Genomic DNA, 26,877 nt, shown 5'->3' with positions numbered 1-26,877 from the left:
AGGTTTGATAAAACATTGGTTAAGTCCTCGATCGATTAGTATCTCTCAGCTCCACATGTTGCCATGCTTCCACATGAGACCTATCAACCTCATCTTCTCTGAGGGATCTTACTCACTTGACGTGATGGGAAATCTCATCTTGAGGGGGGCTTCATGCTTAGATGCTTTCAGCACTTATCCCGTCCACACGTAGCTACCCAGCGATGCTCCTGGCGGAACAACTGGTACACCAGCGGTGTGTCCATCCCGGTCCTCTCGTACTAAGGACAGCTCCTCTCAAATTTCCTACGCCCGCGACGGATAGGGACCGAACTGTCTCACGACGTTCTGAACCCAGCTCGCGTACCGCTTTAATGGGCGAACAGCCCAACCCTTGGGACCTACTTCAGCCCCAGGATGCGATGAGCCGACATCGAGGTGCCAAACCTCCCCGTCGATGTGGACTCTTGGGGGAGATTAGCCTGTTATCCCCAGGGTAGCTTTTATCCGTTGAGCGACGGCCCTTCCATACGGTGCCGCCGGATCACTAAGCCCGACTTTCGTCCCTGCTCGACCTGTATGTCTCGCAGTCAAGCTCCCTTATGCCTTTGCACTCTGCGAATGATTTCCAACCATTCTGAGGGAACCTTTGGGCGCCTCCGTTACTCTTTAGGAGGCGACCGCCCCAGTCAAACTGCCCACCTGACACTGTCCCTGAACCGGATCACGGTTCGAGGTTAGAATTCCAGTACAGCCAGGGTAGTATCCCACCGATGCCTCCACCGAAGCTGGCGCTCCGGTTTCCAAGGCTCCTACCTATCCTGTACAAGCTGTACCAAAATCCAATATCAAGCTACAGTAAAGCTCCATGGGGTCTTTCCGTCCTGTCGCGGGTAACCTGCATCTTCACAGGTAATATAATTTCACCGGGTCTCTCGTTGAGACAGTGCCCAAATCGTTGCACCTTTCGTGCGGGTCGGAACTTACCCGACAAGGAATTTCGCTACCTTAGGACCGTTATAGTTACGGCCGCCGTTTACTGGGGCTTCAATTCAGAGCTTCTCCCGTAAGGGATAACCCCTCCTCTTAACCTTCCAGCACCGGGCAGGTGTCAGCCCCTATACGTCGCCTTGCGGCTTGGCAGAGACCTGTGTTTTTGATAAACAGTCGTTTGGGCCTATTCACTGCGGCTCTCTCGGGCATACACCCTAATAGAGCACCCCTTCTCCCGAAGTTACGGGGTCATTTTGCCGAGTTCCTTAACGAGAGTTCTCCCGCGCGTCTTAGAATTCTCTTCCCGCCTACCTGTGTCGGTTTGCGGTACGGGCACCAGTCACCTCACTAGAGGCTTTTCTAGGCAGTGTAGGATCAGGAACTTCGCTACTAAAATTTCGCTCGCCATCACAGCTCAGCCTTACGGTAAGCGGATTTGCCTACTTACCAGCCTCACTGCTTGGACACGGACATCCAGTGCCGTGCTTACCCTACCTTCCTGCGTCCCCCCGTTGTTCAAACGGTGACGTGGTGGTACAGGAATTTCAACCTGTTTTCCATCGCCTACGCCTTTCGGCCTCGGCTTAGGTCCCGACTAACCCTGAGCGGACGAGCCTTCCTCAGGAAACCTTAGGCTTTCGACGGAGGGGATTCTCACCCCTCTTTTCGCTACTCATACCGGCATTCTCACTTCCAAGCGCTCCACCCATCCTCTCGGTTGAGCTTCAACGCCCTTGGAACGCTCCCCTACCACTGTCCGTAAGGACAATCCATAGCTTCGGTGATACGTTTAGCCCCGGTACATTTTCGGCGCAGAGTCACTCGACCAGTGAGCTATTACGCACTCTTTCAATGATGGCTGCTTCTAAGCCAACATCCTGGTTGTCTAAGCAACTCCACATCCTTTTCCACTTAACGTATACTTGGGGACCTTAGCTGATGGTCTGGGCTGTTTCCCTCTTGACTACGGATCTTAGCACTCGCAGTCTGACTCCCGAGGATAAGTATTTGGCATTCGGAGTTTGACTGAATTCGGTAATCCTGTGGGGACCCCTAGTCCAATCAGTGCTCTACCTCCAATACTCTTCCCTCGAGGCTAGCCCTAAAGCTATTTCGGGGAGAACCAGCTATCTCCGAGTTCGATTGGCATTTCACCCCTACCCACACCTCATCCCCGCACTTTTCAACGTGCGTGGGTTCGGGCCTCCATCCAGTGTTACCTGGACTTCACCCTGGACATGGGTAGATCACACGGTTTCGGGTCTACAACCACGTACTCATTCGCCCTGTTCAGACTCGCTTTCGCTGCGGCTCCGTCTCTTCAACTTAACCTTGCACGTAATCGTAACTCGCCGGTTCATTCTACAAAAGGCACGCCGTCACCCATTAACGGGCTCCGACTACTTGTAGGCACACGGTTTCAAGATCTCTTTCACTCCCCTCCCGGGGTGCTTTTCACCTTTCCCTCACGGTACTGGTTCACTATCGGTCACTAGGGAGTATTTAGCCTTGGGAGATGGTCCTCCCGGATTCCGACGGGGTTTCTCGTGTCCCGCCGTACTCAGGATCCACTCCGGAGGAAACGAAGTTTCGACTACAGGGCTTTTACCTTGTCCCGCGGACCTTTCCAGGTCGCTTCATCTACTCCGTTTCTTTGTAACTCCGTATGGAGTGTCCTACAACCCCAAGAGGCAAGCCTCTTGGTTTGGGCTCTTTCCGTTTCGCTCGCCGCTACTCAGGAAATCGATGTTTCTTTCTCTTCCTCTGGGTACTAAGATGTTTCAGTTCCCCAGGTCTGCCTTCTCATACCCTATGGATTCAGGTATGGATACCACCTCATTACAGGTGGTGGGTTCCCCCATTCGGAAATCTTCGGATCAAAGCTTACTTACAGCTCCCCGAAGCATATCGGTGTTCGTCCCGTCCTTCTTCGGCTCCTAGTGCCAAGGCATTCGCCGTGCGCCCTTCATAACTTAACCATTTTGCGGCGGATGATCGTCGTTCTTCTGTGTCAGCTGTGTCTCTCGCTCCTGTCACGTATCTATTTCATACGCTCAGTCGCTCAATTCCTTGCTTCCTTGAACAACTCGATCCTCCTTGCAAAACCTACTCAATTTGAGTTTTGCAATTTTGCATATGGCGTCTTTTAACCTTCTAAGACACTCGGTTGTACTCGTTCGAATCCGTTAGGATTCGCTTCAAACAACCGGTGAAGATCAATCAGTCTTTCTACTGTTATCTAGTTTTCAAAGGACAATTTTGCGGCAGATGGCCTGCAGATTTCTGTGTCAGCTTCATTCCTCACCATCCTCACGTACTGTTGTACGCTCCAGTGGCTCGTCAATTGCTTCCTTGAACTCCTTGACCCTCTTTGCAAAACGGCAGATGATCGTCGCTCTTCATCGAATAGCTTAATCCTCTTTGCAAATAACATTTAATGGAGAGATAAAAAAATAACCTCTCAAAACTAAACAAAAAGCGCAAACGACGCACACGGAGGTGCTAACTTCGGTGTTGTCACACGATGTGACGCTCTTAACCGAAGCTCATTAAATTGATGAGCTATATGCTCCTTAGAAAGGAGGTGATCCATCCCCACCTTCCGGTAGGGATACCTTGTTACGACTTCACCCCAATCACCTGTCCCACCTTCGGCGGCTGGCTCCAAAAGGTTACCGCACCGACTTCGGGTGTTACAAGCTCTCGTGGTGTGACGGGCGGTGTGTACAAGGCCCGGGAACGTATTCACCGCGGCATGCTGATCCGCGATTACTAGCAATTCCGGCTTCATGCAGGCGAGTTGCAGCCTGCAATCCGAACTGAGAATGGCTTTATGGGATTCGCTCAACCTCGCGGTCTCGCTGCCCTTTGTACCATCCATTGTAGCACGTGTGTAGCCCAGGTCATAAGGGGCATGATGATTTGACGTCATCCCCACCTTCCTCCGGTTTGTCACCGGCAGTCACCTTAGAGTGCCCAACTAAATGCTGGCAACTAAGATCAAGGGTTGCGCTCGTTGCGGGACTTAACCCAACATCTCACGACACGAGCTGACGACAACCATGCACCACCTGTCACTCTGTCCCCCGAAGGGGAAAGCCCTATCTCTAGGGTGGTCAGAGGATGTCAAGACCTGGTAAGGTTCTTCGCGTTGCTTCGAATTAAACCACATGCTCCACTGCTTGTGCGGGCCCCCGTCAATTCCTTTGAGTTTCAGCCTTGCGGCCGTACTCCCCAGGCGGAGTGCTTAATGTGTTAACTTCGGCACTAAGGGCATCGAAACCCCTAACACCTAGCACTCAACGTTTACGGCGTGGACTACCAGGGTATCTAATCCTGTTTGCTCCCCACGCTTTCGCGCCTCAGCGTCAGTTATAGGCCAGAAAGTCGCCTTCGCCACTGGTGTTCCTCCACATATCTACGCATTTCACCGCTACACGTGGAATTCCACTTTCCTCTCCTACACTCAAGTCCCCCAGTTTCCAATGACCCTCCACGGTTGAGCCGTGGGCTTTCACATCAGACTTAAGAGACCGCCTGCGCGCGCTTTACGCCCAATAATTCCGGACAACGCTTGCCCCCTACGTATTACCGCGGCTGCTGGCACGTAGTTAGCCGGGGCTTTCTGGTTAGGTACCGTCAAGGTGCCGCCCTATTCGAACAGCACTTGTTCTTCCCTAACAACAGAGCTTTACAATCCGAAGACCGTCATCACTCACGCGGCGTTGCACCGTCAGGCTTTCGCCCATTGCGGATGATTCCCTACTGCTGCCTCCCGTAGGAGTCTGGACCGTGTCTCAGTTCCAGTGTGGCCGATCACCCTCTCAGGTCGGCTACGCATCGTCGCCTTGGTAAGCCATTACCTTACCAACTAGCTAATGCGCCGCGGGCCCATCTTGCAGTGTGAGGATAAATCCCCACTTTTACAATAGAACTATGCAGTTCCATTGATCATCCGGTATTAGCCCCGGTTTCCCGGAGTTATCCCAGTCTGCAAGGCAGGTTGCCCACGTGTTACTCACCCGTCCGCCGCTGACCTCATAAGAGCAAGCTCTTAGTTGGTCCGCTCGACTTGCATGTATTAGGCACGCCGCCAGCGTTCGTCCTGAGCCAGGATCAAACTCTCCAATAAAGTGTGATCTATTAAAGATCTAACGAGTTTGACGCGCACGGATGCGCTAACATCGGTGTCATCACAGGATGTGATGTCATTAGCCGATGTTCCTTAACTCTTACATTTAAAATAATTCATTGACGGGATATTTTCATATCCCATTTCGCTTGGCTTTTTGTTTAGTTTTCAAAGGTCAAAGTAGTTAATGTCGTTTGACAGCGACTCTATTAATGTAACATTTCAAGCCGCTAATGTCAATAACATTTTTTAAATGTTTTCTTTCGTTTTTGTCTGCCGTTTTCGGCGACGGATAATAATATACCACGATAATGATAAAAAGTGCAACCCTTTTTCAAAAAAAATTTTATAAAACATAAAACCCTTATTTTCACTCGACAATCATATATATGCCTAACTTAAAAATGTGCTACAAGTACAATGATCCTAAGTTCTTTCATTACGAGCTGTTCCTACTATTTCATTCTGCACATAACTATTTTTCAGCGAAGAGGTTAGGAACAGAGCTTTAACCTCTTCGCAAGCTACTTCATTCATCTTTATTCTAGTTATCATTGACGACGTATAGTCGATGATAAATTGATCTACCTTTTGTTTCATGTTTTACAACATCAACATAGCCTTTTTCAACAAGATATTCTAATAGGATACTTAAATCCAAAGAATAATCGTGTATTGCTAAGCTTTGTTTTATCTCATCTATTGTCCAAGGTTCTTTTTTTCTTCTTAATAAATCTAATAAGTGTGCACTTCCAAGTTTAGTTTTAGCCATTAATTCAAATTCATTAGCTAAAAGTAGAAGTTCAAGCTTTTTCTCAATACTTTCATCACCAGTAACTAATTCTGAATATAATTTGTGTATTTCTGGTTCAATTTGTTTCACTTGCTGCCATACAGTGACTTCAGGATGGAACCCATGTTCAAGAACCGAGAGCCTTGCTAAATGGTGAAGAGCATGGACGATTTGATTATAGGCATCTAAATGGTGTCCATTATGAAAGAGAGATTTCCCATCAGCAAACCGTCTGATCAGTTTTGAAAACTCTACACCGATTCTCGTTTGTCTTTCTTCTTTAGGAAATTCAATCATTTGCTGCCTGAAGTTTTTCGTGAATTCATTGCGATCAAAGATTACTTTACCGTTCATCAGCCAGTCTACGATTCTGCGATTTGAACTATTTAATAGCCAATCTTCTATCTGCGATGTATTAACAAGGTGCATAGCTACTTGATATCCATTGTATGCATAATGTTTTATTTCCCAATTGGGCTTATCCTCAGAAACGAGTACTAATAAGATTCCATCAAAGTAATCTGTATTTGCATCTTGTTTGTCTCTTTTTTCTACTGAAATGATTCCTAATGTATGTTCATCACTCGTACGGTCTTGGTATAGCTGTCTTAATAAATTATCCATCTGAGGAATGCCTCCTGTTATATAAATAAATAATTGTTTACTATTTAATATTCCTTTAGCTTTTTTCAAAGGTATCGTAACTCTCTTTAATATGTATTGTGTCTATCTGCATTACTTTGCTTTATAAAAAGAAACACGAGTTTTGTTTCTTCAAACATTATAGATGAACTTCTTTCCACCTGTCTAAAGTTTTCGACACTATCAGAAATTTCCCTTCTTTAGTTATAAGAATTATTCTATATATAGAAGTTTGACGAAAACTTGTGCTATACTTTCAATTTAGGAGGTTATGTCGATGGGTGCAAAATATTCGAACAAGATAAATAAGATCAGGACATTCGCCCTCGTTCTCGTATTTGCAGGGATTGTGATTATGTACCTCGGTCTGCTTTTCTTACAAACAAGCCAAATTATGATGACATTGTTCATGCTTTTAGGTTTTCTGGCAATTATCGCTAGTACTGTCGTTTACTTTTGGATCGGAATGCTATCATCTAAAACTGTACAGGTCCAATGTCCAAATTGTGAGAAGTATACGAAAATGCTTGGTCGTGTGGACGCATGCATGTACTGCAGTGAGCCATTAACACTTGATAAATCTTTAGAAGGCAAAGAATTTGATGAAAAATACAATCAAAAGAAATTAAAAGAAGAAAAATAAGCATATGAGGCGGCCTCATATGCTTATTTTTTCATTTATGATCGGTGGTTTAAACAATCGTTCGTGGCATTAAAAAGAAAGTGGATTTTATTAAAAAATCCACTTTCTATTAGTGTTGTTGATGTTTATGGCAAGCAGGGCACAATCCATAAATTTCCATGCGGTGGCTTTTCACTTTAAAGCCCGTAACATGTTCAGCTAAAGTTTCAACTTCGTCCAATCCTGGATAATGAAAATCTACAATTTTGCCGCAATCTTCGCAGATGACATGATAATGATCGGTAGTATTGCAGTCAAATCTGCTGGAAGAGTCGCCATAAGTTAATTCTCTAACGAGCCCGACTTCTTTAAAAACACGCAAGTTGTTGTATACAGTGGCCACACTCATGTTAGGAAATTTCCCTTCAAGCGCTTTATAAATCTCATCGGCAGTCGGATGAGATTCTGCATTAAATAAAAACTCTAAAATAGCATGGCGTTGAGGTGTCATACGAACTTTTGTGCTCTTCAAAGATTGTAGAGCCTCTTGAAGTCGATGGTTTTCCATTTGCCTCACCTCTTCCAAAAAGACATTCTTACTTTATAATATTTACAAACAGTATACATAATGATAGCAATCTTTGTCAATGTAAACAGCCTGTACATGCTATCTTGCTATCCGAATGAACGAGTGTCAATTCTCAATTAGCATCTACGATTGATCATTATTGTTTAGTTGAGTAAAAATCGGCAAACTATCTTTCGCATTGATTAAAAATGATGTATACCTGCTATCGACATCTTTAGGCTTCCCTTTTTTCTTTTCAACTTGTAAACAAATTTCTTTCATATCTTCACGTAACCCTTCAAGGTCTTCATCTTTAATCCCGAGCAAGAATGTCGTATTTCCTTTTCTTAAAAATCCTCCGCTGCTAGCCAGTTCTGTCATGCGGTAACCTTTACTCTTCAATCCATCTTCCATCTCATCTGCATACCGGTTATGCACAACACAGACCATTAATTTCATAGGCTCCTCCTCCAACCTTTTTATACTTAAATGAACTAATATCCTCGCTCCAGGTCAATGACATTGATATAGTTCTCCTTTTTAGCAAGAAACACCTTCAAATTTTCTTCAAAAATATTCAGAGCACGCGGTTGATACTGTGGCGAAATCCCAGATATATGAGGAGTCACAGTTACTTGTTCCATCTCCCAATAAGGATGTTCTTTTACCAAAGGTTCTTCATTAAATACGTCTAACACAGCATGGGCTAGTTCTCCTTCATTTAATGCTGAGATGAGATCCGCATCATTTATAACATTTCCTCTGCCGATATTTATTAGTATGGCATCATTCTTCATTCGCTTAAACTCTTCTAAACCTAAAAGGTTGTTCGTTTCTTTCGTCTTTGGCAGAACGGATACGACAAAATCAGCTCGTTCTAATATTGTGCGCATCTGATCATAAGAGAATATTTCATCAAAATTTTCAACTTGTTTTCCGCTCCTGTTAAGACCGATTGTTTTCATCTGAAATGCTTTCGACAGCCTTGCTATTTCTTGGCCAATCGCTCCTGCCCCTAATACACCTATCGTTTTGCCGGACAGCTCACTCATTTCTATTTTACGTTCCCATACTTGATTTTGTTCATTTGAAATAATCGCCTTCGCTTTTCGGGCGACTTGAAGCATCATCGAAATCGCATATTCAGCCATCGGGGTTTTGTGAATTCCCCGGGCATTCGTAACGAAAATGTTCTTTTCCTTAATCGCTTGAAATGGCATACGATCGATACCAGCTGAGATGACCATGATCCATTTTAATTTTGCAGCACGTTCAATATGTGCTTGTGTTAAATCTTCACCGTATGTAATGAGAATATCTGCATGCGGAAGTTCTTCCTCTGCTTCATTCATTTTATCCCGAAAAATAAAGGTCACTTCCGGAAATTTGTTTAATAGGTTTTCCCGTAAATCACGGCGTATTTTCGCTGATGACAATACAATCAATGTTACCCCTCCGATCTCCTGCTTGTTCACAAAATTGTCACGGACCTGGTCCCGTACAATTTTGTCTGCTTTTATGTTAATCATACCATATGCGTCTTTTGCAGAACATGCTGTATCGTTCTCTCCCGATACTATCAACCGGATTTAGATCAAGCATTATCAAGCACTGCGGCTAGACTAAACGATACTCTCTGAAACAAATCCCGGGTTCCATATATAGTGCAGTCCACGAAAAAAAGGCGAGAACATATCTCGCCTCAAAAAGAGAGTGCTTTATATTAAAGAGGGATTAACTGTCACCAGTCTGTTTATTTATATGCATATGTCATCATATTGGTTGGACATCTGTCCATCTTTCAATGAATGTTTCTATTTCAGATTATCTGGGTTAAGCCCCTCTAACTCTGGTAATACGAAAATTCCATCCTTTCGTATGAGGACATCATCAAAGTAGATCTCGCCTCCACCAAACTCTTCTCTTTGAATAAGAACCATATCCCAATGGATCGATGATTTATTACCGTTATCAGCATCTTCATAAGCTTCACCTGGTGTGAAATGAAGACTGCCTGCAATTTTTTCATCAAATAAGATGTCCCCCATCGGTTGAGTGATGTATGGGTTGACACCGATAGCAAACTCGCCAACATATCTCGCCCCTTCATCTGTATTAAAAATATCATTAATCTCTTTTTCTTTATCTGCTACTGCCTTGATTATCTTTCCGTTTTTAAACGTTAAAGCTACTTGATTAAATGTAACTCCTCTGTAAGGACAAGGAGTATTATACGTAATCGTACCATTAACACTCTCTTTTACTGGAGCCGTATAGATTTCTCCATCAGGAATATTCGCCTCTCCTGCACACGGGACTACTGGGATCCCTCTGATTGAGAACGTTAAATCTGTTCTCGGTCCTTTAATGTGTACTTGATCCGTCTTTTCCATCAGCTCCTTTAATGGCTGAAAGGCTGCTTCCATTTTTTTATAATCTGCTGTACAAACTTCAAATAAAAAGTCCGTAAATTTCTTAGTCGACATTCCTGCCTTTTGTGCCAGCCCAGGAGTTGGATAATTTAATAACACCCATCTTCGCTGATTGATGTAAAATTCATTTACTGGTTTGAGAATTTCACCACGCATTTGAAAAACTTCTGGTGGTACTTCAGCTAACTCTGCATCATTTTCTTCGGCAATAATGGCGATGACACAATCGATATCTTTATATTGCTGCATTGTCCACTTTGCTTGCAGTTTAGTTTGCTCTTTTTTAGCTCCTATCAACAGATGCTTATTAATTTCATCATCTAGAAGTTGTGTATAAACATAGCCGCTTCGCTCGTATATTTGATCAATTAATTCTATCATTAGCTCCTTCGTCGATGAATGTCCTTTAATAAGTACCTTGTCGCCTTCTTTTAATTTTAAAGAATGGTCGAGCAATGTACTCGCTAGCTTTTTAATTCGATTATCTCCCATATTCTTCATTCCTTTTCTAATTAAATTGCTTCGTCTTCAACGATGATTTCAATGCTGAAATGTTCGGTTTTTAAAAGGCCTGATTCTTTCCAGTTAATCATAATTGTACCAGGAATCGAATTCATGTCAGCTTCCTGACAAAAGTCACAGTCTTCTGTATATGTAAAAACACCATCCTGTTGATTAACATCGAGGTCTTGATAATAAAATCCGCCATATCCTGTTTCAAAGAAAAATTCAATCGCCTCTATATCTACATCCTCTCTATGTCTTTCAAGCCTCACCCCTATTTCAGGCACATCACGATGGACATCTTCAAGAAAGACCGTCATATTCCATTCATAACCGTCCTGTTCCTGGCTCCAGCCCGGATCAAATTCTTCTTTATAGCTATCATTTAAAAAGAACATCGCCCCTCCGACAATGAGACCAATGACGACAAATGGCATGATTTGCTTCACATCCGTCACTCCGCTTCTTGTTCATTGTTTCAGTCCTATTTATCATTGTATCAAATACTTGTATAATGATGGATGAAATTGTCTTAATTTTTCCATAAATCATTTGAAATTAGACGAGGTCTATTATTTATCCGTATTACCAGCATATATAAAACCTACGGATGATCAGATAACTGCAACTAACGCTTCCGCCATAAAGACGTGCGAGTACAAATAGATTGTTTTGGACCTCTTTAACGACAAGAAAAATTTTGTTTATGTTACAATTTTTAGTAAGTTTGTTCATGAAAGGAGATCTATGGATGATAGCCATTGCTCTTTTTACCCTTTTTATAGGATTTACGATTTGGTTTTCGCCCCCAATGACACATTATCGTAAAAGAAAATGGAGCAGCAAAGCCATAAAAGCAACACTGATAACGTTAATGATTGTAAATACGCTAATACTCACCGGTATTTACATTGTCACGACTCCGCCTGACGTTGTTTCTGGAAATGGAAATACAGCCTTGTTCTTAATATTTCCTTTCGCGATATTCTTTTCATTACTTTGTTACATGACTGCTACTGAATGGTATAGACGCTTTCACTTTTCATTACGAAATGTATTGATGGTTAGTTTTTCAGTGATCGTGATAGCACTTGTCCTCCACATTTACCATGTGATGAATGTACTAGACGCTCTTGGAGGAACTCCATCTGCAGTCGATTCAAAGATTTACCGCATTGGCTGGTGGAACCAATATACGAATACATTTTTCATCAATATTTATACGGTCACCATCATCTATACGTTAGTCATTCTAATTTCAACGGTATATAAAAAATTAAGTATTCAATATGAAGAAAACGGATCACAATGATGAACCATACGATGAAGCTTACTAGGAGGGTCAAAGTGAAATATTTATTCATGGTCATGTTACTTTATCTTTTAAGCAGCTGTTCAAGTACTGAAACTACTGGAGAGGATGATTGGGATATTGAAGGGGTGACATTATATTATTATCAACATGGCCACTCAGGAACTGGCCAAGCTGTTGTTTTTGTAGAGGATAACTTATTCGGAAACTATATAAAATCCATTTACAATGACCGTGTACCTGATGATTATGCATCTGAAGCCTATCGGATCTTAATATCAGATGAAACGAAAGTATACAACAGTGGGACAGGGGAAGAAATTGATCAAAATAGTGAGGACCTTCATCACATAACATTTCGAGGAGGGAGAGCCTCAGTCAAAGTGCAAGAAGATTTCGAAGCAACACGCATAGAGAGAGGAATATATCGTCTACAACCCAAACTTAATTCCAATTTATACAGCAGAAGAGATTCAACTATCACCAGTGAATAAAAATGACTATCTTCTTTTTCATACGCCTGTAAACCCGGATGACTATCGACTCGTCGCTTTTTTTGAAACAGACAATCAAGAAACATGGGATGAATTTAATGAACTGCAAAATGAATTAGGACGAGAGTTTCACTCACTACTTTATTTTGATATTATGACACCTGAGTATCATACCGAAAGTTTATTTGAGACTGAAGAATATCCCACCTATTTATTGTTAGATCACGAAGGTATCGCTCTTGAAACAACAAATGAAGATGAACTATTTGAATACTTAGAAGACGAGACTAACCAATAAATTGTTAGCAGCTTGCTCGTTGATTTATGGATCATTTATGCGCGAAAATATCAATTTAACTTGTAAAAATTCCTGTTTATCCTGTAAAAATCTCGGTTAATCTGCGAAAATTTGCTTTTATCCTGTAAAAAAATCGATTTATCCGCTAACTAGAATTATTCTAAATAAAATACCAGAAGAAAGCATTCGACGATGGCATGTTCAAATTCTAATGCATAATAACTACTTTAAAAAGAGGCCGCCCGACTACTACACTTTAGTAATTAATCGTACTCACAAATAAGAGCTTGTTAGAAAAAAGTTAAAAAGAACCTATCCGGTTTGGACAGGTTCTTTCCTTATTAACTGTTAACTACCAAGTTGCACATGCACAGCCTACAATAACTAACAGAATAAACAACACAACAATTAGTGGAAAAAATGAAACTGGTGCAACTCTATGACAATCAGACATACGTTACTCCTCCTTTACTTTAAGGTACACTATAAACTATGGCTAAAGGAGGAAAAACGAAAGGGCAAAAGACATACTGTAATAAAAATAGTATTATCGTCCAATTTTAGCTGATTGAATAAGAATGTTATTTTGTTTCTTCTCTTAAATACTCCAGCGCTTCTTCTACATGCCCCTTCACACGTACTTTACGCCATTCTTTCAACAGCTTTCCTTCTTTATCAATAATAAATGTTGATCGTTCGATCCCCATGTATTCCTTTCCGAAGTTCTTCTTTAACTTCCATACCCCGAACTCTTCCGCTAATTTATGCTCTTCATCCGCTAATAGCTCAAATGGCAAGTCGTGTTTATTAATAAATTTCTCATGTCGATCAACCGGGTCTGGGCTGACGCCTACTATTACCGCATCGACATCTTTAAAGCTCTCGTGATGATCACGGAAATCACACGCCTCTGTTGTACACCCAGGTGTCATATCTTTCGGGTAAAAATATAAAACGATATATTTCCCGCGATAATCAGATAAACGAACTTCGTTTCCACCATTTGCTTTTAAAGCGATATCTGGTACTAATTGTCCAACTTCTACAGTCATTTTTTAGTTCCTCCTTAAAACGTATGTATTCATATACATTATAAGGATAACCAATCTAACTAAAAGCTACAAACGTTCTGCCCTTTGATCGTAATGAATCACTGTCGTAACAACGAAAGCCGCCGGAAGTAAATAGCCGATAAGTGCTTGAACCATCGCGACCCAGCGACCGAGTCCTTGAGGAATAATATCCCCATAACCAACTGTTAGCAGCGTAACAGCACTAAAATAAAGGACATCTTCAACTAGATGCAAAAACGATTCATATTCCAGCCTTTTCCCTTCTGCTAAAACCGGCATTCCTAACAGTTCAAGTGCTAAATAGATGACACCAAAACCGGCCATAACAGTTGCATATGTTACGATTAAAACAATGAAATTTTTTAAAGATACTCTTCTCCTATACTCTGGCTGGTTTTTTAATAAAAGCATTAAACTCATAATAATACCGCCAACCGCCATCGCAATAATGAACAAAAAAAGGAGGGTCCTCATCACTACCACCTCCATTTATCTTATGAATAACTGGAGACTTTTAGGACAAGGAACCTCAAGTTTAGATTATGATCATTTAATTTCCTGCACCGCGGTATCTTTTAACTCCTGCATTCCATAATATAATCGCAATTCCTAAAAAGATCACACCCATAACTGGAGTGAAAAACGCATACCCATACCACTCTGAACGGCCGAGGAAGAATGCTGAAGGATAAACACCAACAAACGCAAACGGTAAAATCCAAGTTAATACGTAACGAATAACTTGATTATAAATATCAACGGGATAACGCCCGTAGTTTCCGATATTGTACATCATCGGCATAATATCGGTTTTACTATCTGACCAAAAGCTGATGCTTGCTAAAATAATAAATATTCCAGCATAAATAAGAGAACCGCCGATCACCATTAACAGAAACGCAAATGGATCATACCAATCAAGTGTCAGGCCAAGCTGTGATCCTGCATAAAACATGATCGCAACTCCAGTAATGACACCAAACATCGACTCAAGCTCCATTCGTTCAATAATAATTTGAAAAAGACTATGAATCGGTCGCGTCAGCACTCTGTCCATTTCACCTTTCACGATATAACGTTCATTAAAATCCCAAATATTAAAAAACGACGAGAAAATCGCATATGGAACGAGGAAAAATCCGTAAATAAAGATGATCTCTTCCCTGCTCCAACCGCTGAGAAGGGTCGTATGGCCGAAGACAACGAGAATAAAGATGAGGTTTACAGCTTGAAAGAGCAAATCTGAAAAAAGCTCAACGACTAAATCAGCACGATAGCTCATCCTCGTTTTCATATATTGTGATGCATATTGAAAAAAGATCGATAAATAAAACAATGACCTACCCTCCTTGTACGACTAACTGTCGCCTTGCTATTATCCACATAACTTGTATCGGTATGAACAAAAATAATGACCAGAACAACTGAATCCCAAGCGCTGAATACACTTCAGCCCCGGTAAACCCTTCTGTAAAAATCATCGATGGGATATAGCTAATCGCTTGAAACGGTAAGAATCCCATAATCTCTTGAGCCCATAACGGATAAAACGATATGGGAAGCAATAATCCTGAAAATAAATCAATCACGACGCGTTTTGCACGGATAAGTCCTGTATTGTACATTAAGAAAAACGTTAAAATCCCCGTTATTAAATTAATTTGCGTATTCACGATAAAGCTGAAAATAATCGAGACGAAAAATAAGAGCCAAATCGTTAATGAATTCGAAAAATCGATCGGGAATACGAGCCAAATTAACGCCATACCTGGGACAGAGAAAAACAGCAGTCTAAACAGACCCTCACCAAGTCCTTGCATCGTCTTCATTGCTAAGTAGTTATAAGGTCGGATCATCTCTACTGCGACTTTGCCTTCTTGTATCTCTTGGGCAATTTCACGATCAATATTATTAAAGTAAAAAGCTCGTGCCATCCAGGCAATCGCAACGTACGTTGTCATTTGCGTGACACTTAAGTCTTGAATCGATTCTTGTGCACCGTAAATCGCCTGCCATAAAAAATAATAAGCACCAATATTAATCGAATAAATTAAAATTCCACTGTAATAGTTCGTTCGATATGCGAGCATCATGAGAAAGCGGATGCGGATCATTTCGATATACATACTCATATTAACCATGGATGACGCCTTCTTCATAAATATTTCGGATAATCTCTTCAGTAGATACTTGATTTAATTTCACATCCGCAATCGGATGAACAGCCATAACTTCACTCATCACTTTTGATACCGCATCATCATCACCATCAACTGTTACAATCCACTGATTCGAACGTTCACCTTTACGCCATTTCACATCAAAATGACTCGTTAATGCTTCTAATGATGGAAGAGAAGCTTCTTCATGGAATTCAAAATGAACTTGCTTTCCTTCAACCCAATTTTTTTGCAATTGTTCAAGTTTCCCATCATAAATGATTTTTCCATCATCTAACAAAACGACACGGTCACATAATGCTTCAATATCTGCCAAATCATGTGTCGTTAATAAGATCGTCGTTTTATACTTTCTATTAATTTCCATTAAGAATCTACGAATTTTCATTTTCACAAGAACGTCCAAACCGATCGTCGGTTCATCAAGAAAAAGCAGTGGCGGATTGTGGATAAGTGCTGCAGCAAGCTCACAACGCATACGTTGTCCTAAAGACAGTTTTCGAACCGGCTTATCTAGTAAAGGTTCAATTTCTAACGTTTCAATAACTTCTTTCATATGAGTCTCGTAATCTTCATCTGACACTTTGTATACTTTTTTCAGCAGTTTAAACGATTCTTGAACAGCAATGTCCCACCATAACTGGGAACGTTGTCCAAATACGACACCGATTGTCTGAACAAATTTTTCCCTTTCTTTATGTGGATTCATTCCGTTTACGACAACTTCACCGGATGTAGGGGTTAAAATGCCTGTCAACATTTTAATCGTCGTTGACTTCCCTGCTCCATTTTCACCAATATAGCCGACCATCTCACCTTGTTTCACTTGTAAAGAAATATCGTTCACGGCACGTAATATTTTATAGTTTCTCGTAAACAAGTCACGAAAGGCGCCTGTTAAACCTTGTCGGCTTGAATACGACTTAAATTCCTTTCTAAGTTGATGAACTTCAATGATATTCATTAAAGTATCCTCCTCTCACTTTTACAACTTTATTAGTGTAACGAATGCCTCATTTAGATTCAAGAAGCAAGCTTTTCATGTTGACAGATTGGAGAACCTTCGGAACAATGAGTATGAGCGAAAACGTGATACAATAGTCATGTTCAATCGTATGACGAAGTTTGAAGGAGGCAAAAAATGAACCACGAACAATCAAAAAAGTTATATAAAGAAGCTCAAGACGTCATCTTAGGCGGAGTAAACAGCCCATCCCGCTCGTTTAAAGCTGTAGGAGGCGGACAGCCGATTTTTATGAAAAAAGCAAAAGGAGCTTATTTTTGGGATGTAGATGATAATAAATACTTAGACTACTTAGCTGCTTACGGACCTATTATTACTGGGCACGCTCACCCTCACATAACAAAAGCAATTCAAGCTGCGGCTGAAGACGGTGTGTTGTACGGTACACCGACTATATATGAAAATCAGTTTGCAACTATGCTTCGAGAAGCCATTCCATCTATGGAAAAAGTACGTTTTGTCAATTCAGGTACTGAAGCTGTCATGACGACAATTCGAGTTGCCCGCGCTTATACGGGTAAAGATAAAATTATTAAATTTGCCGGATGTTATCACGGACACTCCGATCTCGTCCTCGTTGCTGCAGGCTCAGGCCCTTCTACACTTGGGAACCCTGATTCTGCTGGCGTAACGAAAAGTATTGCAAAAGAAGTGATTACGGTACCGTTCAATGATATTGAAAGCTTTAAAGAAGCCCTTCATCATTGGGGAAATGACATTGCTGGCGTACTTGTCGAGCCGATCGTCGGAAACTTCGGGATTGTTGAACCTGAGCCAGGATTTTTAGAATCGGTTAATGAGCTTGCTCACGAAGCAGGTGCACTTGTCATCTATGATGAAGTTATTACGGCGTTCCGTTTCATGTATGGCGGAGCCCAAAACTTGCTTAATGTTGAACCAGACATGACTGCCCTTGGAAAAATAATTGGAGGCGGATTACCAATTGGAGCCTACGGAGGAAAACAGGAAATTATGGAACAAGTCGCTCCGCTCGGTCCGGCTTATCAAGCTGGGACGATGGCAGGTAATCCTGCATCAATTCGGGCAGGAATCGCCTGTTTGGAAGTATTAAACGACCCCGGTGTATATGAAAAACTAGATGAACTCGGAAAGTTGCTCGAGGAGGGAATCATCACATCAGCTGAAAAACATCGTATACCAGTTACTGTTAACCGTCTTAAAGGAGCACTCACTGTCTACTTTGATGTCGAGAAAGTAAGTAATTATGCAGACGCTGAAAATAGCAACGGTGAAAAATTCGCTTATTTCTTTAATGAAATGCTTCAGCGTGGGATCAATCTCGCTCCTTCTAAATATGAAGCTTGGTTTTTAACGACCGAACATACAAAAGAAGATATTGAAACGACGCTCCATGCTGTAGATGATATTTTTTCCAATTGGATTTTTTGAATAAATATACGTTTTTATACAAGAGCGAATCTACCCATTCGCTCTTTATTTTTTTCGAAACTTTTTTGAAAACGTTTACATTAAGGTGTCGTAAAGTATGAACTCGCATTTTCGGACAGGTTGATTTTGTATATTATATCCGTTTCAATGTATAAATAATTGATTTCTCTATTAATAGATGGTAAAGTAATCATAATTCTGATAATTCTGTGAAGTGAGGGTTGCTGCGTCAATATGTGTTAAGTTTTCTAACACAAATCCCTTATAAGTGAATGTTAAAAAAGCGGACAAAGAGCATCATCAACATCGAGCTACTCCGATTTGATTTATTCATGCTCGCACGAGATCTAGTAGAGAAGAGATAGAGTCGAAACAAGAATACAGCAAAAAGCCGAGATGACGCGAAACATCGAAAGTCACTTGTTCGAAACGTTTTTAACAACCTGTTTAACTATTTATAGGAGGTGAAGGTCAGCGTGACCAAATTATTAACAAATCGTAATAAGCTGATTGGAAGTTTTCAAGGTGCATTGAAAGAAGAACACGATAGTTGTGGAATCGTTGCATTTATTGAAAAAGAAGATAATCCTACAAAAACAAATATAGACAATACAATTGAAGCACTTATTAAAATGAACCACCGAGCTGGGTTTATTAATGATGAAGGGGATGGTGTAGGAATTCATATCGACATCCCAGTAGAGCTTTGGAAAGAAAAACTTCGTCAATCTGACAGCAACCCTTCTTTAACAGATGAAAACACGTTTATTGTTGGGCACATTTTTATCGAACAAGGGACTGATGTGGAACATTCAAAAGATGAAATGAAAAAGTCTTTTGAAGAAGCTGGCCTGAAGTTGATTTTTGAAAGTGAAACCGAAACAAATCGAGAAGCACTAGGGCCAATTGCTAAAAAACACGAGCCTACTTTTTGGCAAGTGGCGTTAGTTGGCGACAAAGAAATGTCGATGACATCTTTACGAGCACTTCTTTTTGAATTGACGATTACGTTTGAAAAGAACCCTGCTGTTCATGTCGCTTCTCTAAGCCATGAGCATGCCGTTTACAAAGTCATGGGCGGCGGTGATGTTCTGCCGAACTATTATAATGACTTATCTAATGAGAAAGTAGCATCAACGACTACTCTAGGTCACAACCGTTATTCTACAAATACATTATCGAATTTTTTCCGTGTACAGCCGTTCAGTGTCATCGGACATAACGGTGAAATTAATACGATTGCCAAGCTGCGCGATGAAGCAAGCATGCTCGGTGTCCCCTTAGTTGATGGCGGAAGTGATTCACAAGATTTAAACCGGGTTATTGACACGTTTGTCTCCCGTCATGAGTTATCATTGTTCGAATCGATGGAAGTTCTCTTCCCTCCGATCGTAAATGAAATGAAGCATTATCCAGAACATCTTCAAGATTTATTTACTTATATACGTGAGGCATGGGGACATTTTGCTCAAGGACCAGCTGGAATTATTTCACGAATCGGAAATGAAGCTGTCTTTAGTGTTGATTCTCTCGGGTTGCGTCCGGTCTGGATGTTAGAAACTGAAACGAGTTATGTCTTCTCATCTGAACAAGGAATTTTTACATCTGACATCTACTTATCTGAGCCTAAGCCGTTTGCACCTGGCGAAAAAGTTGGACTATCAAGAAACGAAGACGGTGTCATCGACGTTTATTGGCACGATGAATTACAAGAAGAAGTACACAAACGAATGGCTGGAAAGCTGCCGATCGACGGAGCACATAAAAGGTTAAATACGGATGTATCAAGCCCTGTAAATACGATTCAATTCCAGCTAAATGTGACTCCTTCCGTCTATTCTGCAAATGGATGGGATCGCGAGCACATTCAGCTTATCGAACAAATGGCAGATAAAGGAGCTGAACCGATTCGTTCTTTAGGTCATGATTCTCCTTTAGCAGCCATTCATCCAGGAAGACAAAATATTGCTGATTTTATTAAAGAAAGTGTTGCAGTTGTCACAAACCCTGCAATTGACCGTGACCGGGAAATGGAACACTTCTCTACACGTGTCATTATCGGGCAACGACCAGAGCTATTTGACAGAAAATCGTTAAAAACGATTCTACAGCTTGATTCGCCAATCGTTGCTGAGGCGATGTCTGGTAAAGCAATCGAATCCAAGTTTGGCCAATTATCGTATGAGGGGTTGCTGCAACGCTACGAGGAAACGAATGAAGCGCATACGTTGAAAATGGTTCGTCTCGAACACGAAAGCGTTGAAGAAGCTTTACAACGTTTAGTCGATGAGGCCGTATCTGCTCTTGACAATGAAAAAACATTACTCGTTCTCGATGATCATGGTACTCATGAGGATGACAATTATTGGATCGATCCGCACTTAGCAGTGTCAGCTCTAGATCAAGAATTGACATCTAAAGAAAAACGTCGTTTAGGTTCAATTGTTCTCCGCTCCGGAAGTATTCGTTCGTTACATGATATCGCTGTGGCATTCGGGTTAGGTGCAGACATTATCCACCCATATATTATGTTTGCTACTGTTGTCGATGAAGATTCCGAACCTGCAACAAAACTGTTCAGTGCTCTAAATAAAGGATTAGAAAAAATTATTTCAACGATCGGGATTCATGAACTGCGCGGATATGGCAGACTCTTTTCTTCGATCGGGTTAAACGAAGAAATTGCTGATCGTTTAAACATCGTCAACTTTTTAGGTGGAACAGAGCTCGGTTACAACTTCGCAAAAATGGAAGAAGAGAGCTTAAAACGAAAAGAAGACTTTGAAAATGAAAAAGCCCGTCCAGGAAAATCATTTCATATTTTCCCAAGGCTTTGGAAGTCGTTAGGCGACCTTGCTTCTGGAAAGGCTGGCTATGATGCATACCGTGAGAAATTAGATGAACAAGAAGCAAAGAATCCGATTAATATCCGTCATTTGACTGCGTTAAAACAAGTGGAGTCAAACGTTAACAAAGACGACGTTGATGTTGGTGTTAAAAACCATGACTTGCCGTTTATGATTAGTTCGATGTCTTTCGGCTCTCAAAACGAGGTTGCCTTCAGAGCATACGCTGAGGCTGCTGATCAATTAAATATGATCAGCTTTAATGGAGAAGGCGGAGAAATTAAAGATATGCTCGGCAAATATCCTAATACACGCGGACAGCAAATTGCTTCTGGCCGGTTCGGAGTGAACGTTGAGCTGTTAAATTCATCTAATTTATTAGAAATAAAAATTGGCCAAGGTGCAAAACCAGGTGAAGGCGGACATTTACCAGGATCAAAAGTAACAGAAAAAGTTGCGGCAGCACGTAATGCAACAACTGGCTCTGACTTGATCTCTCCGTCCAATAATCATGATATTTATTCAATTGAAGACTTGGCACAAATGATTACAGAAATTAAAACTGCAAACGATCAAGCTAAAGTAGCTGTCAAAGTACCTATTGTTCCAAATATCGGAACGATTGCTGTTGGGATCGCTAAAGCTGGTGCAGATTATATTACACTTAGTGGCTTTGATGGCGGAACAGGGGCTGCAAGAGTTCATGCTTTACAGCACGTCGGTCTCCCAGCTGAAATTGGCGTAAAAGCAGCTCATTTCGCATTATTAGAAGCCGGATTGCGCCATAAAGTAGAAATTTGGGCTGATGGTGGTGTGAAAAGTGCAGCAGATGCGATGAAACTCATGTTATTAGGTGCCAATCGTATTGGATTTGGGACATTATCAATGATTGCTGTCGGTTGTACGGCATGTCGAGGCTGTCACTTAGACACATGCCACGTCGGTATAGCTACACAAATTGAATCGGAAGCACAAGCGAAAGAGCATGGATTACGACGCTTTGTACCTAGACAATATGACTTAGCAGTAGAAGGGTTAAAGAACTTGTTTAGTGCGTTTGGGAGTGAACTTCAAGCATTAACAGCTTCGTTAGGATTCAAACGAACTCAAGACCTAGTTGGTCGTTCTGATTTGCTAGAACAAGTAAACGGTCACGATCAAATGGATTTAGGTGATTTGCTCTCTACATTACCTGAACAAGATGTTGCAGCATTCGAACCGCTCCATGAAGTTGAAGAAGAACATCAATTAGCAGTTGCTGTCGGAGCAGAGTATTTAGATGGCAACGTTGAAGAATTAACGGCTTCTCGTTCTTATGAGGCTGTCACTGCTGAACAGCGTGTACTAGGGAGTCGAGTTTCTTGTCACCGTGTCCGAGGAAAGCTTGATGGATCATATCGTGACCTCCCTGCCATCGATTTGAACTTTACACAAGGTTCAATTCTCGGGAACGGGCTTGGCGCTTATAACAGTGATGGTGTTAACATCCGTATTAGTGGAGGAGCTCAAGATGGTGTTGGAAAAACGTCATTTGGAGGAAGCTTTAAAATCTTTAAATCTAAAGGGCACCACGGAGAATTTGTTAATGGTTCTGTAGGAAAAGGAGCTGGCTATGGAGCTCAGCAAGGACTCTTTATGATTCAAGGTGATGCTGACTCTCGTGCGGGAATTCGTTTATCTGGTGCTGATATGATATTTGGCGGCAAGCTTAAACGCCGGATAACAAAAGGACGAAGATATGGCATGGGCATCCATGCAAACTTAAAAGGATTTGCCTTCGAATATATGACAAATGGGCGTGGTCTCGTCTTAGGTGACCCTGGTCCATGGATCTGTGCTGGTATGACTGGTGGTGTCATTTATTTAAGACACGATCCAGAAATGGGCTTAGATGAGCAAGCTTTACAAGCAAGAATTGCAAAGGGAGCGAAAGTGTCGATCGAACCGTTGAGCGAAACGGGAATTTCGGATGTTACTGAACTTCTGACAAAATATCATGAGGAATTAATTGCGCAAAAGCAACTTGATGAAGCTGGCTATATTGACAACTTATTAAAAGATCCTGAAAAACATTTCTTACAAGTTGTTCCGGTCAAACAGCAAGCAGACCCAGCCGTATCAACAGAATAAAGTATTTTGTATGTCAGCCTGCTCCTTCTATGATGGAGCAGGCTTTTTTGATTCCCCTTTTCTATGCGATTCTTACAGATCCATTTACGATTCTCATCCTCTTACTATAGGAGCTCCGTATTATTGTTATCATAACCTATTGAAAGATTGTCAAAACAGGTGTATAGTACGAGGAATGAGCCAGCTTCATCATTTTCTTCAACAAAACAGAAATTTTGAATAAATAAACTGTTTTTATATGCTATGAGTAGATATGTAGTGATGAACAAAAAATATTAGAAGCATAAATGATTGAAATGAAGCATAATATGACTCGTCTAATATATGGAATTTAGAAAGGGAAGGATTAATAAACATCATGAGGCTTGGAGCCCGTATTTTCAAAACAGGATTAGCCGTTACATTAGCTTTGTATGCTGCGATATGGTTAGGATTTGACAAACCAGCATTCGCCGGTCTTGCTGCTTTTTTTGCAGTCCAGCCATCTGTCCATAAAAGTATTACGCTAATTTGGGATCAAGTTCAAGCGAATGTGATCAGTGCTGGATTAGCGATCATCTTTGTCCTTGCATTTGGTCATGAACCATTCGTTGTCGGAGTCGTCGTTCTACTCGTCATCGCGATTCATTTGAAATTAAACAAAGAAGCGATCATCCCTTTAGCTGTCGTTACGGCCGTTATTATAATGGGTAACCCTGCTGAAGACTTTATTCCTTTTGCATTGAATCGCTTTTTATTAATTATGATCGGAGTTGTCTCTGCATTTGTCGTAAACATGATTTTTCTTCCGCCAAAGCATGAAAATCTTCTCTATCATAAAATTACAAATACAAATGAGCAAGTTCTTCAATGGATTCGGTTATTAACACGCCATGAAGCAGACTATCAAACATTACGAAAAGATACAGATACAATGCGTGAAACGATGTTAAAAATTGATAACTTATTTTCTCTCTATAAAGAAGAGCGAAACCTCTTTCAAAAAAATGAGTACGCCCGTATGAGAAAAGTGGTTCTCTTCCGTCAAATGATTCAATGTACAAAAAATGCTAAAGTCGTACTAAAAAGTTTGAGCAAACATGAAAATGTATTAAACCAGCTTCCAGAAGAAATGGAAAATACTATTCAAACACAATTAGATTATTTGACTAATTATCACGATCGGATCTTGCTTAAGTATGCAGGTAAGGTCAAGCCCCAAACGACCGATGAGCTTTATGAAGAAATCGCCGTCGGAAAAAAAGAATTGACGGAGTGTTTTATGCAATTTTATAACGACCCTACGCTTGAACAAAGTGAATGGATTCACTTCTTTCCAGTGATTGCACTGATTATCGAATATAGTGAAGAGCTCGAACACCTTGACCGGTTAGTCGATGGGTTCTACACTTTCCATCAAGATAAAAATGAAATAGACATTAGTGAAAAAGAATATTAAAAGTGCGTATTTCAAAAAGGAGGATAAAAAGAGGCGAGTAGATCAAGGTGATGAAGTTTTGAGTAGCAGAGCGTAAGGTAGTAAATACGTGAATTACAGAGAAACGAGTCAACACTGAGATACGAAAGCTTTTTTCCCGGAATTTTTGAACATCCATAAAAAGCAGAGGCGAAATGCCTCTGCTTTTTATGTTAACTGCTGTACTTGAAAGAGTCGGTGATACGCTCCTTCTCTTTGCATCAATTCTTCATGTGAACCGATCTCTACTAACTCTCCGTGATCAATGACAACAATACGATCAGCATGTGTGACCGTTGAAAGCCTATGAGCGACAATGAAAGTTGTACGATTCTCAGCAAGCTTAAATAGAGACTGTTGAATTAAATGTTCACTTTCTAAATCCAATGAACTCGTCGCTTCATCAAAAATAAGAATTTCCGGACTTTTTAAGAAGACACGAGCAATAGCAACCCTTTGCTTTTGTCCTCCCGAGAGTTTTACTCCTCGCTCTCCGATATTTGTGTCATATCCTTCAGGCAAGTTCATAATAAATTCATGCGCATTTGCTGCCTTTGCTGCTGCAACAACTTCCTCTTCAGATGCATCCGGTCTCCCCATTAAAATGTTAAATTTGACGGAATCGCTAAAAATAATATTATCCTGCAGCACCATTCCAATACGATCACGTAATGAACGGACTTTATACTCCCGGACATCCTTACCGTCAATCAAAATTCTCCCACTCGTCACATCGTAAAACCTTGGGATCAAACTCATAATCGTACTTTTACCACCACCACTCATTCCAACAATCGCAATCGTTTCACCTGCTTGAACAGTAAAATTCATATCTTTTAGGATTAACTCATCGTCAGTATACTTAAAGCTGACATGATCAAAAATGACTTCACCATTCGGGAAACGGTATGGGACTGCATTATCCTCGTCTGTAATATCATATTTCTCATCAACAAGCTCAAACACTCGATCCATTGAAGCAACTGATTGAGTTAAAGTGGTTGATGAATTAACGAGCCTTCTTAACGGATTATAAAGGCGATCCATATAAGCAACGAATGCAACCATCGTTCCGACTGTTAATCCGGTTTGAATGACTAATACTCCTGCCACACCGATTACAAGAACCGGTGCAAGATCGGTAATTGTATTCACTACTGCAAATGTTTTTGCGTTCCATTTTGTATGATCAAGAGCTTTTGATAAAAAGTTGCTGTTCTGCTTATCAAACTCTTTTTGTTCATAATCCTCAAGTGCAAAACTGCGAATAACATTCATTCCTTGTAAACGTTCATGTAAATGACTTTGTACTTCTGCTAATGCTTGCGAACGTCGACGTGTTAAAAAGCGAAGCCTGCTGTAGAAATATTTAATAGCTATGCCATAAAAAGGAAGTAATGATATCGCGATTAAAGTGAGCCAAATATCCATTGTAAACATAATAATAATAGCTACAACAATCGTGAATAAATCTAGCCAAATATTCATCATTCCGGTAATAATAAAATTTTTCGTTTGTTCTACATCATGAATGACTCGAGAAATAATTTCACCAGACTTTCGGTTCGAATAAAATTTCAAGCTTAATTTTTGCAAATGAGTAAATAGCTGATCACGTATATCATAAAGTACTTTACTTCCAATCCATTGTGCAAAATATTGACGGTAATACTCAATTGGTGGTCGCAGGACGATAAAGATAAAAAGAACAATTCCCATTAACCAATACAAGTTGTTTAGCTTCTCATCGGAAGATAAATTTGGTGCACCAATAATATCGTCGATCACATATTTTAAAATTAACGGTATGATTAATGGAATACCGAATTTCAGCATCCCGATCATAACTGTGCCGATAATTTCTTTCCAATACGGCTTAACGAAGAATAAATATCGCCTAATACTTCCCATACAGCTCATCCCCCTTTCTCTTTACGTTACCCCATTTCTAATTTTTTCGAGAGGAACAACAAAATTAAAAAAGCGGCC

The 26,877-nt window shown here is 40.9% G+C and carries 20 protein-coding genes and 2 rRNA genes; 7 read left to right on the top strand and 15 right to left on the bottom strand.

The genetic code is table 11. The features are described from left to right. Positions 1-15: 15 nt before the first annotated feature. The 3 genes from CD001_RS11930 to CD001_RS11920 all read right to left on the bottom strand — a co-directional run bounded on the left by CD001_RS11930 (position 16) and on the right by CD001_RS11920 (position 6,521). Positions 16-2,951: ribosomal RNA gene (locus tag CD001_RS11930) — 23S ribosomal RNA — on the bottom strand. 598 nt (positions 2,952-3,549) lie between these two features. Continuing rightward, positions 3,550-5,104: ribosomal RNA gene (locus CD001_RS11925) — 16S ribosomal RNA — on the bottom strand. Together the 16S and 23S rRNA genes form the textbook arrangement of a ribosomal RNA operon. 544 nt (positions 5,105-5,648) lie before the next feature. Beyond that, complete coding sequence (locus tag CD001_RS11920) at positions 5,649-6,521, bottom strand: nucleotidyltransferase-like protein (protein WP_096187947.1); 873 nt, start codon at positions 6,519-6,521, stop codon at positions 5,649-5,651. A 295-nt stretch (positions 6,522-6,816) separates the two neighbouring features. Here CD001_RS11920 and CD001_RS11915 point away from each other — a divergent pair, with 295 nt between their 5' ends. Then, positions 6,817-7,182: a YgzB family protein gene (locus CD001_RS11915; RefSeq protein WP_096187946.1), complete on the top strand. Its 366-nt coding sequence runs from the start codon at positions 6,817-6,819 to the stop codon at positions 7,180-7,182. A gap of 109 nt (positions 7,183-7,291) precedes the next feature. Here the strand turns inward: CD001_RS11915 and perR are convergent, their stop codons facing one another. The 5 genes from perR to CD001_RS11890 all read right to left on the bottom strand — a co-directional run bounded on the left by perR (position 7,292) and on the right by CD001_RS11890 (position 11,114). Then, positions 7,292-7,729 carry a peroxide-responsive transcriptional repressor PerR gene (perR, locus tag CD001_RS11910; protein ID WP_096187945.1) on the bottom strand — a complete coding sequence of 146 codons (438 nt, stop codon included), beginning with the start codon at positions 7,727-7,729 and terminating at the stop codon, positions 7,292-7,294. A 144-nt stretch (positions 7,730-7,873) separates the two neighbouring features. Continuing rightward, a complete protein-coding gene (locus tag CD001_RS11905) occupies positions 7,874-8,188 on the bottom strand; it encodes a cyclic-di-AMP receptor (RefSeq protein WP_096187944.1) in 315 nt (104 codons plus the stop codon). A gap of 35 nt (positions 8,189-8,223) precedes the next feature. Beyond that, positions 8,224-9,258, bottom strand: a complete 1,035-nt coding sequence (locus CD001_RS11900; RefSeq protein WP_306454072.1) for a D-2-hydroxyacid dehydrogenase — start codon at positions 9,256-9,258, stop codon at positions 8,224-8,226. Between the two features lie 285 nt (positions 9,259-9,543). Further along, the gene (locus tag CD001_RS11895) at positions 9,544-10,653 is read right to left on the bottom strand and encodes an aminopeptidase (RefSeq protein ID WP_096187943.1); all 1,110 of its coding nucleotides are present in this window, start codon (positions 10,651-10,653) and stop codon (positions 9,544-9,546) included. Between the two features lie 20 nt (positions 10,654-10,673). Next, the gene (locus CD001_RS11890) at positions 10,674-11,114 is read right to left on the bottom strand and encodes a hypothetical protein (protein WP_096187942.1); all 441 of its coding nucleotides are present in this window, start codon (positions 11,112-11,114) and stop codon (positions 10,674-10,676) included. Positions 11,115-11,416: 302 nt separating this feature from the next. Between CD001_RS11890 and CD001_RS11885 the strand changes: the two genes are divergently transcribed. From CD001_RS11885 to CD001_RS11875, 3 genes are read left to right on the top strand one after another with little or no spacing between them, the layout of a single operon-like run. Continuing rightward, a complete protein-coding gene (locus CD001_RS11885) occupies positions 11,417-11,977 on the top strand; it encodes a hypothetical protein (RefSeq protein ID WP_096187941.1) in 561 nt (186 codons plus the stop codon). Between the two features lie 35 nt (positions 11,978-12,012). Continuing rightward, a complete protein-coding gene (locus CD001_RS11880; RefSeq protein ID WP_096187940.1) occupies positions 12,013-12,471 on the top strand; it encodes a hypothetical protein in 459 nt (152 codons plus the stop codon). Continuing rightward, on the top strand, positions 12,464-12,769 hold the full coding sequence (locus CD001_RS11875) for a hypothetical protein (protein ID WP_096187939.1): 306 nt from the start codon (positions 12,464-12,466) through the stop codon (positions 12,767-12,769). The genes CD001_RS11880 and CD001_RS11875 overlap by 8 nt, the downstream gene beginning before the upstream one ends. A 352-nt stretch (positions 12,770-13,121) precedes the next feature. Here CD001_RS11875 and CD001_RS11870 read toward each other — a convergent pair whose 3' ends face one another. The 6 genes from CD001_RS11870 to CD001_RS11845 form a co-directional block, all read right to left on the bottom strand. Next, on the bottom strand, positions 13,122-13,223 hold the full coding sequence (locus tag CD001_RS11870; protein WP_096187938.1) for a YjcZ family sporulation protein: 102 nt from the start codon (positions 13,221-13,223) through the stop codon (positions 13,122-13,124). A gap of 127 nt (positions 13,224-13,350) precedes the next feature. Beyond that, complete coding sequence (gene bcp, locus CD001_RS11865) at positions 13,351-13,821, bottom strand: thioredoxin-dependent thiol peroxidase (protein ID WP_096187937.1); 471 nt, start codon at positions 13,819-13,821, stop codon at positions 13,351-13,353. 66 nt (positions 13,822-13,887) lie between these two features. Further along, positions 13,888-14,316: a potassium channel family protein gene (locus tag CD001_RS11860; RefSeq protein ID WP_096187936.1), complete on the bottom strand. Its 429-nt coding sequence runs from the start codon at positions 14,314-14,316 to the stop codon at positions 13,888-13,890. A gap of 76 nt (positions 14,317-14,392) precedes the next feature. Next, on the bottom strand, positions 14,393-15,178 hold the full coding sequence (locus tag CD001_RS11855) for an ABC transporter permease (RefSeq protein ID WP_096187935.1): 786 nt from the start codon (positions 15,176-15,178) through the stop codon (positions 14,393-14,395). Between the two features lie 4 nt (positions 15,179-15,182). Further along, positions 15,183-15,974 carry an ABC transporter permease gene (locus CD001_RS11850; RefSeq protein WP_096190588.1) on the bottom strand — a complete coding sequence of 264 codons (792 nt, stop codon included), beginning with the start codon at positions 15,972-15,974 and terminating at the stop codon, positions 15,183-15,185. Between the two features lies 1 nt (position 15,975). After that, positions 15,976-16,986 carry an ABC transporter ATP-binding protein gene (locus tag CD001_RS11845; RefSeq protein ID WP_096187934.1) on the bottom strand — a complete coding sequence of 337 codons (1,011 nt, stop codon included), beginning with the start codon at positions 16,984-16,986 and terminating at the stop codon, positions 15,976-15,978. A 177-nt stretch (positions 16,987-17,163) separates the two neighbouring features. On the opposite strand from CD001_RS11845, the gene CD001_RS11840 reads away from it, so the two are divergent. The 3 genes from CD001_RS11840 (at position 17,164) to CD001_RS11830 (ending at position 24,870) form a co-directional block, all read left to right on the top strand. Next, entirely contained in the window at positions 17,164-18,456 is a 1,293-nt protein-coding gene (locus CD001_RS11840) for a glutamate-1-semialdehyde 2,1-aminomutase (RefSeq protein ID WP_096187933.1), read from the top strand. A 476-nt stretch (positions 18,457-18,932) separates the two neighbouring features. Further along, positions 18,933-23,432, top strand: a complete 4,500-nt coding sequence (locus CD001_RS11835; protein WP_096187932.1) for a glutamate synthase-related protein — start codon at positions 18,933-18,935, stop codon at positions 23,430-23,432. Positions 23,433-23,790: 358 nt separating this feature from the next. After that, the gene (locus tag CD001_RS11830) at positions 23,791-24,870 is read left to right on the top strand and encodes an FUSC family protein (RefSeq protein ID WP_096187931.1); all 1,080 of its coding nucleotides are present in this window, start codon (positions 23,791-23,793) and stop codon (positions 24,868-24,870) included. A gap of 186 nt (positions 24,871-25,056) precedes the next feature. Here CD001_RS11830 and CD001_RS11825 read toward each other — a convergent pair whose 3' ends face one another. Further along, positions 25,057-26,799, bottom strand: a complete 1,743-nt coding sequence (locus CD001_RS11825; RefSeq protein WP_096187930.1) for an ABC transporter ATP-binding protein — start codon at positions 26,797-26,799, stop codon at positions 25,057-25,059. Positions 26,800-26,877 lie beyond the last annotated feature (78 nt).

Origin of the sequence: Evansella halocellulosilytica, assembly GCF_002335745.1 — a bacterium.
Classification (GTDB): Bacteria; Bacillota; Bacilli; order Bacillales; family Salisediminibacteriaceae; genus Bacillus_CA; species Bacillus_CA halocellulosilytica.
Note: the sequence above shows the minus strand (reverse complement) of the source record. Positions and strands in the feature narration are given on the sequence as shown.

Coding starts and splice junctions, on each gene's coding strand:
- CD001_RS11830 (WP_096187931.1), top strand. CDS start 23,791: ATGAGGCTTGGAGCCCGTATTTTCAAAACAGGATTAGCCGTTACATTA.
- CD001_RS11860 (WP_096187936.1), bottom strand. CDS start 14,316: ATGAGGACCCTCCTTTTTTTGTTCATTATTGCGATGGCGGTTGGCGGT.
- CD001_RS11850 (WP_096190588.1), bottom strand. CDS start 15,974: ATGAGTATGTATATCGAAATGATCCGCATCCGCTTTCTCATGATGCTC.
- perR (WP_096187945.1), bottom strand. CDS start 7,729: ATGGAAAACCATCGACTTCAAGAGGCTCTACAATCTTTGAAGAGCACA.
- CD001_RS11895 (WP_096187943.1), bottom strand. CDS start 10,653: ATGGGAGATAATCGAATTAAAAAGCTAGCGAGTACATTGCTCGACCAT.
- CD001_RS11885 (WP_096187941.1), top strand. CDS start 11,417: ATGATAGCCATTGCTCTTTTTACCCTTTTTATAGGATTTACGATTTGG.
- CD001_RS11840 (WP_096187933.1), top strand. CDS start 17,164: ATGAACCACGAACAATCAAAAAAGTTATATAAAGAAGCTCAAGACGTC.
- CD001_RS11920 (WP_096187947.1), bottom strand. CDS start 6,521: ATGGATAATTTATTAAGACAGCTATACCAAGACCGTACGAGTGATGAA.
- CD001_RS11900 (WP_306454072.1), bottom strand. CDS start 9,258: ATGATTAACATAAAAGCAGACAAAATTGTACGGGACCAGGTCCGTGAC.
- bcp (WP_096187937.1), bottom strand. CDS start 13,821: ATGACTGTAGAAGTTGGACAATTAGTACCAGATATCGCTTTAAAAGCA.
- CD001_RS11905 (WP_096187944.1), bottom strand. CDS start 8,188: ATGAAATTAATGGTCTGTGTTGTGCATAACCGGTATGCAGATGAGATG.
- CD001_RS11825 (WP_096187930.1), bottom strand. CDS start 26,799: ATGGGAAGTATTAGGCGATATTTATTCTTCGTTAAGCCGTATTGGAAA.
- CD001_RS11870 (WP_096187938.1), bottom strand. CDS start 13,223: ATGTCTGATTGTCATAGAGTTGCACCAGTTTCATTTTTTCCACTAATT.
- CD001_RS11845 (WP_096187934.1), bottom strand. CDS start 16,986: ATGAATATCATTGAAGTTCATCAACTTAGAAAGGAATTTAAGTCGTAT.
- CD001_RS11915 (WP_096187946.1), top strand. CDS start 6,817: ATGGGTGCAAAATATTCGAACAAGATAAATAAGATCAGGACATTCGCC.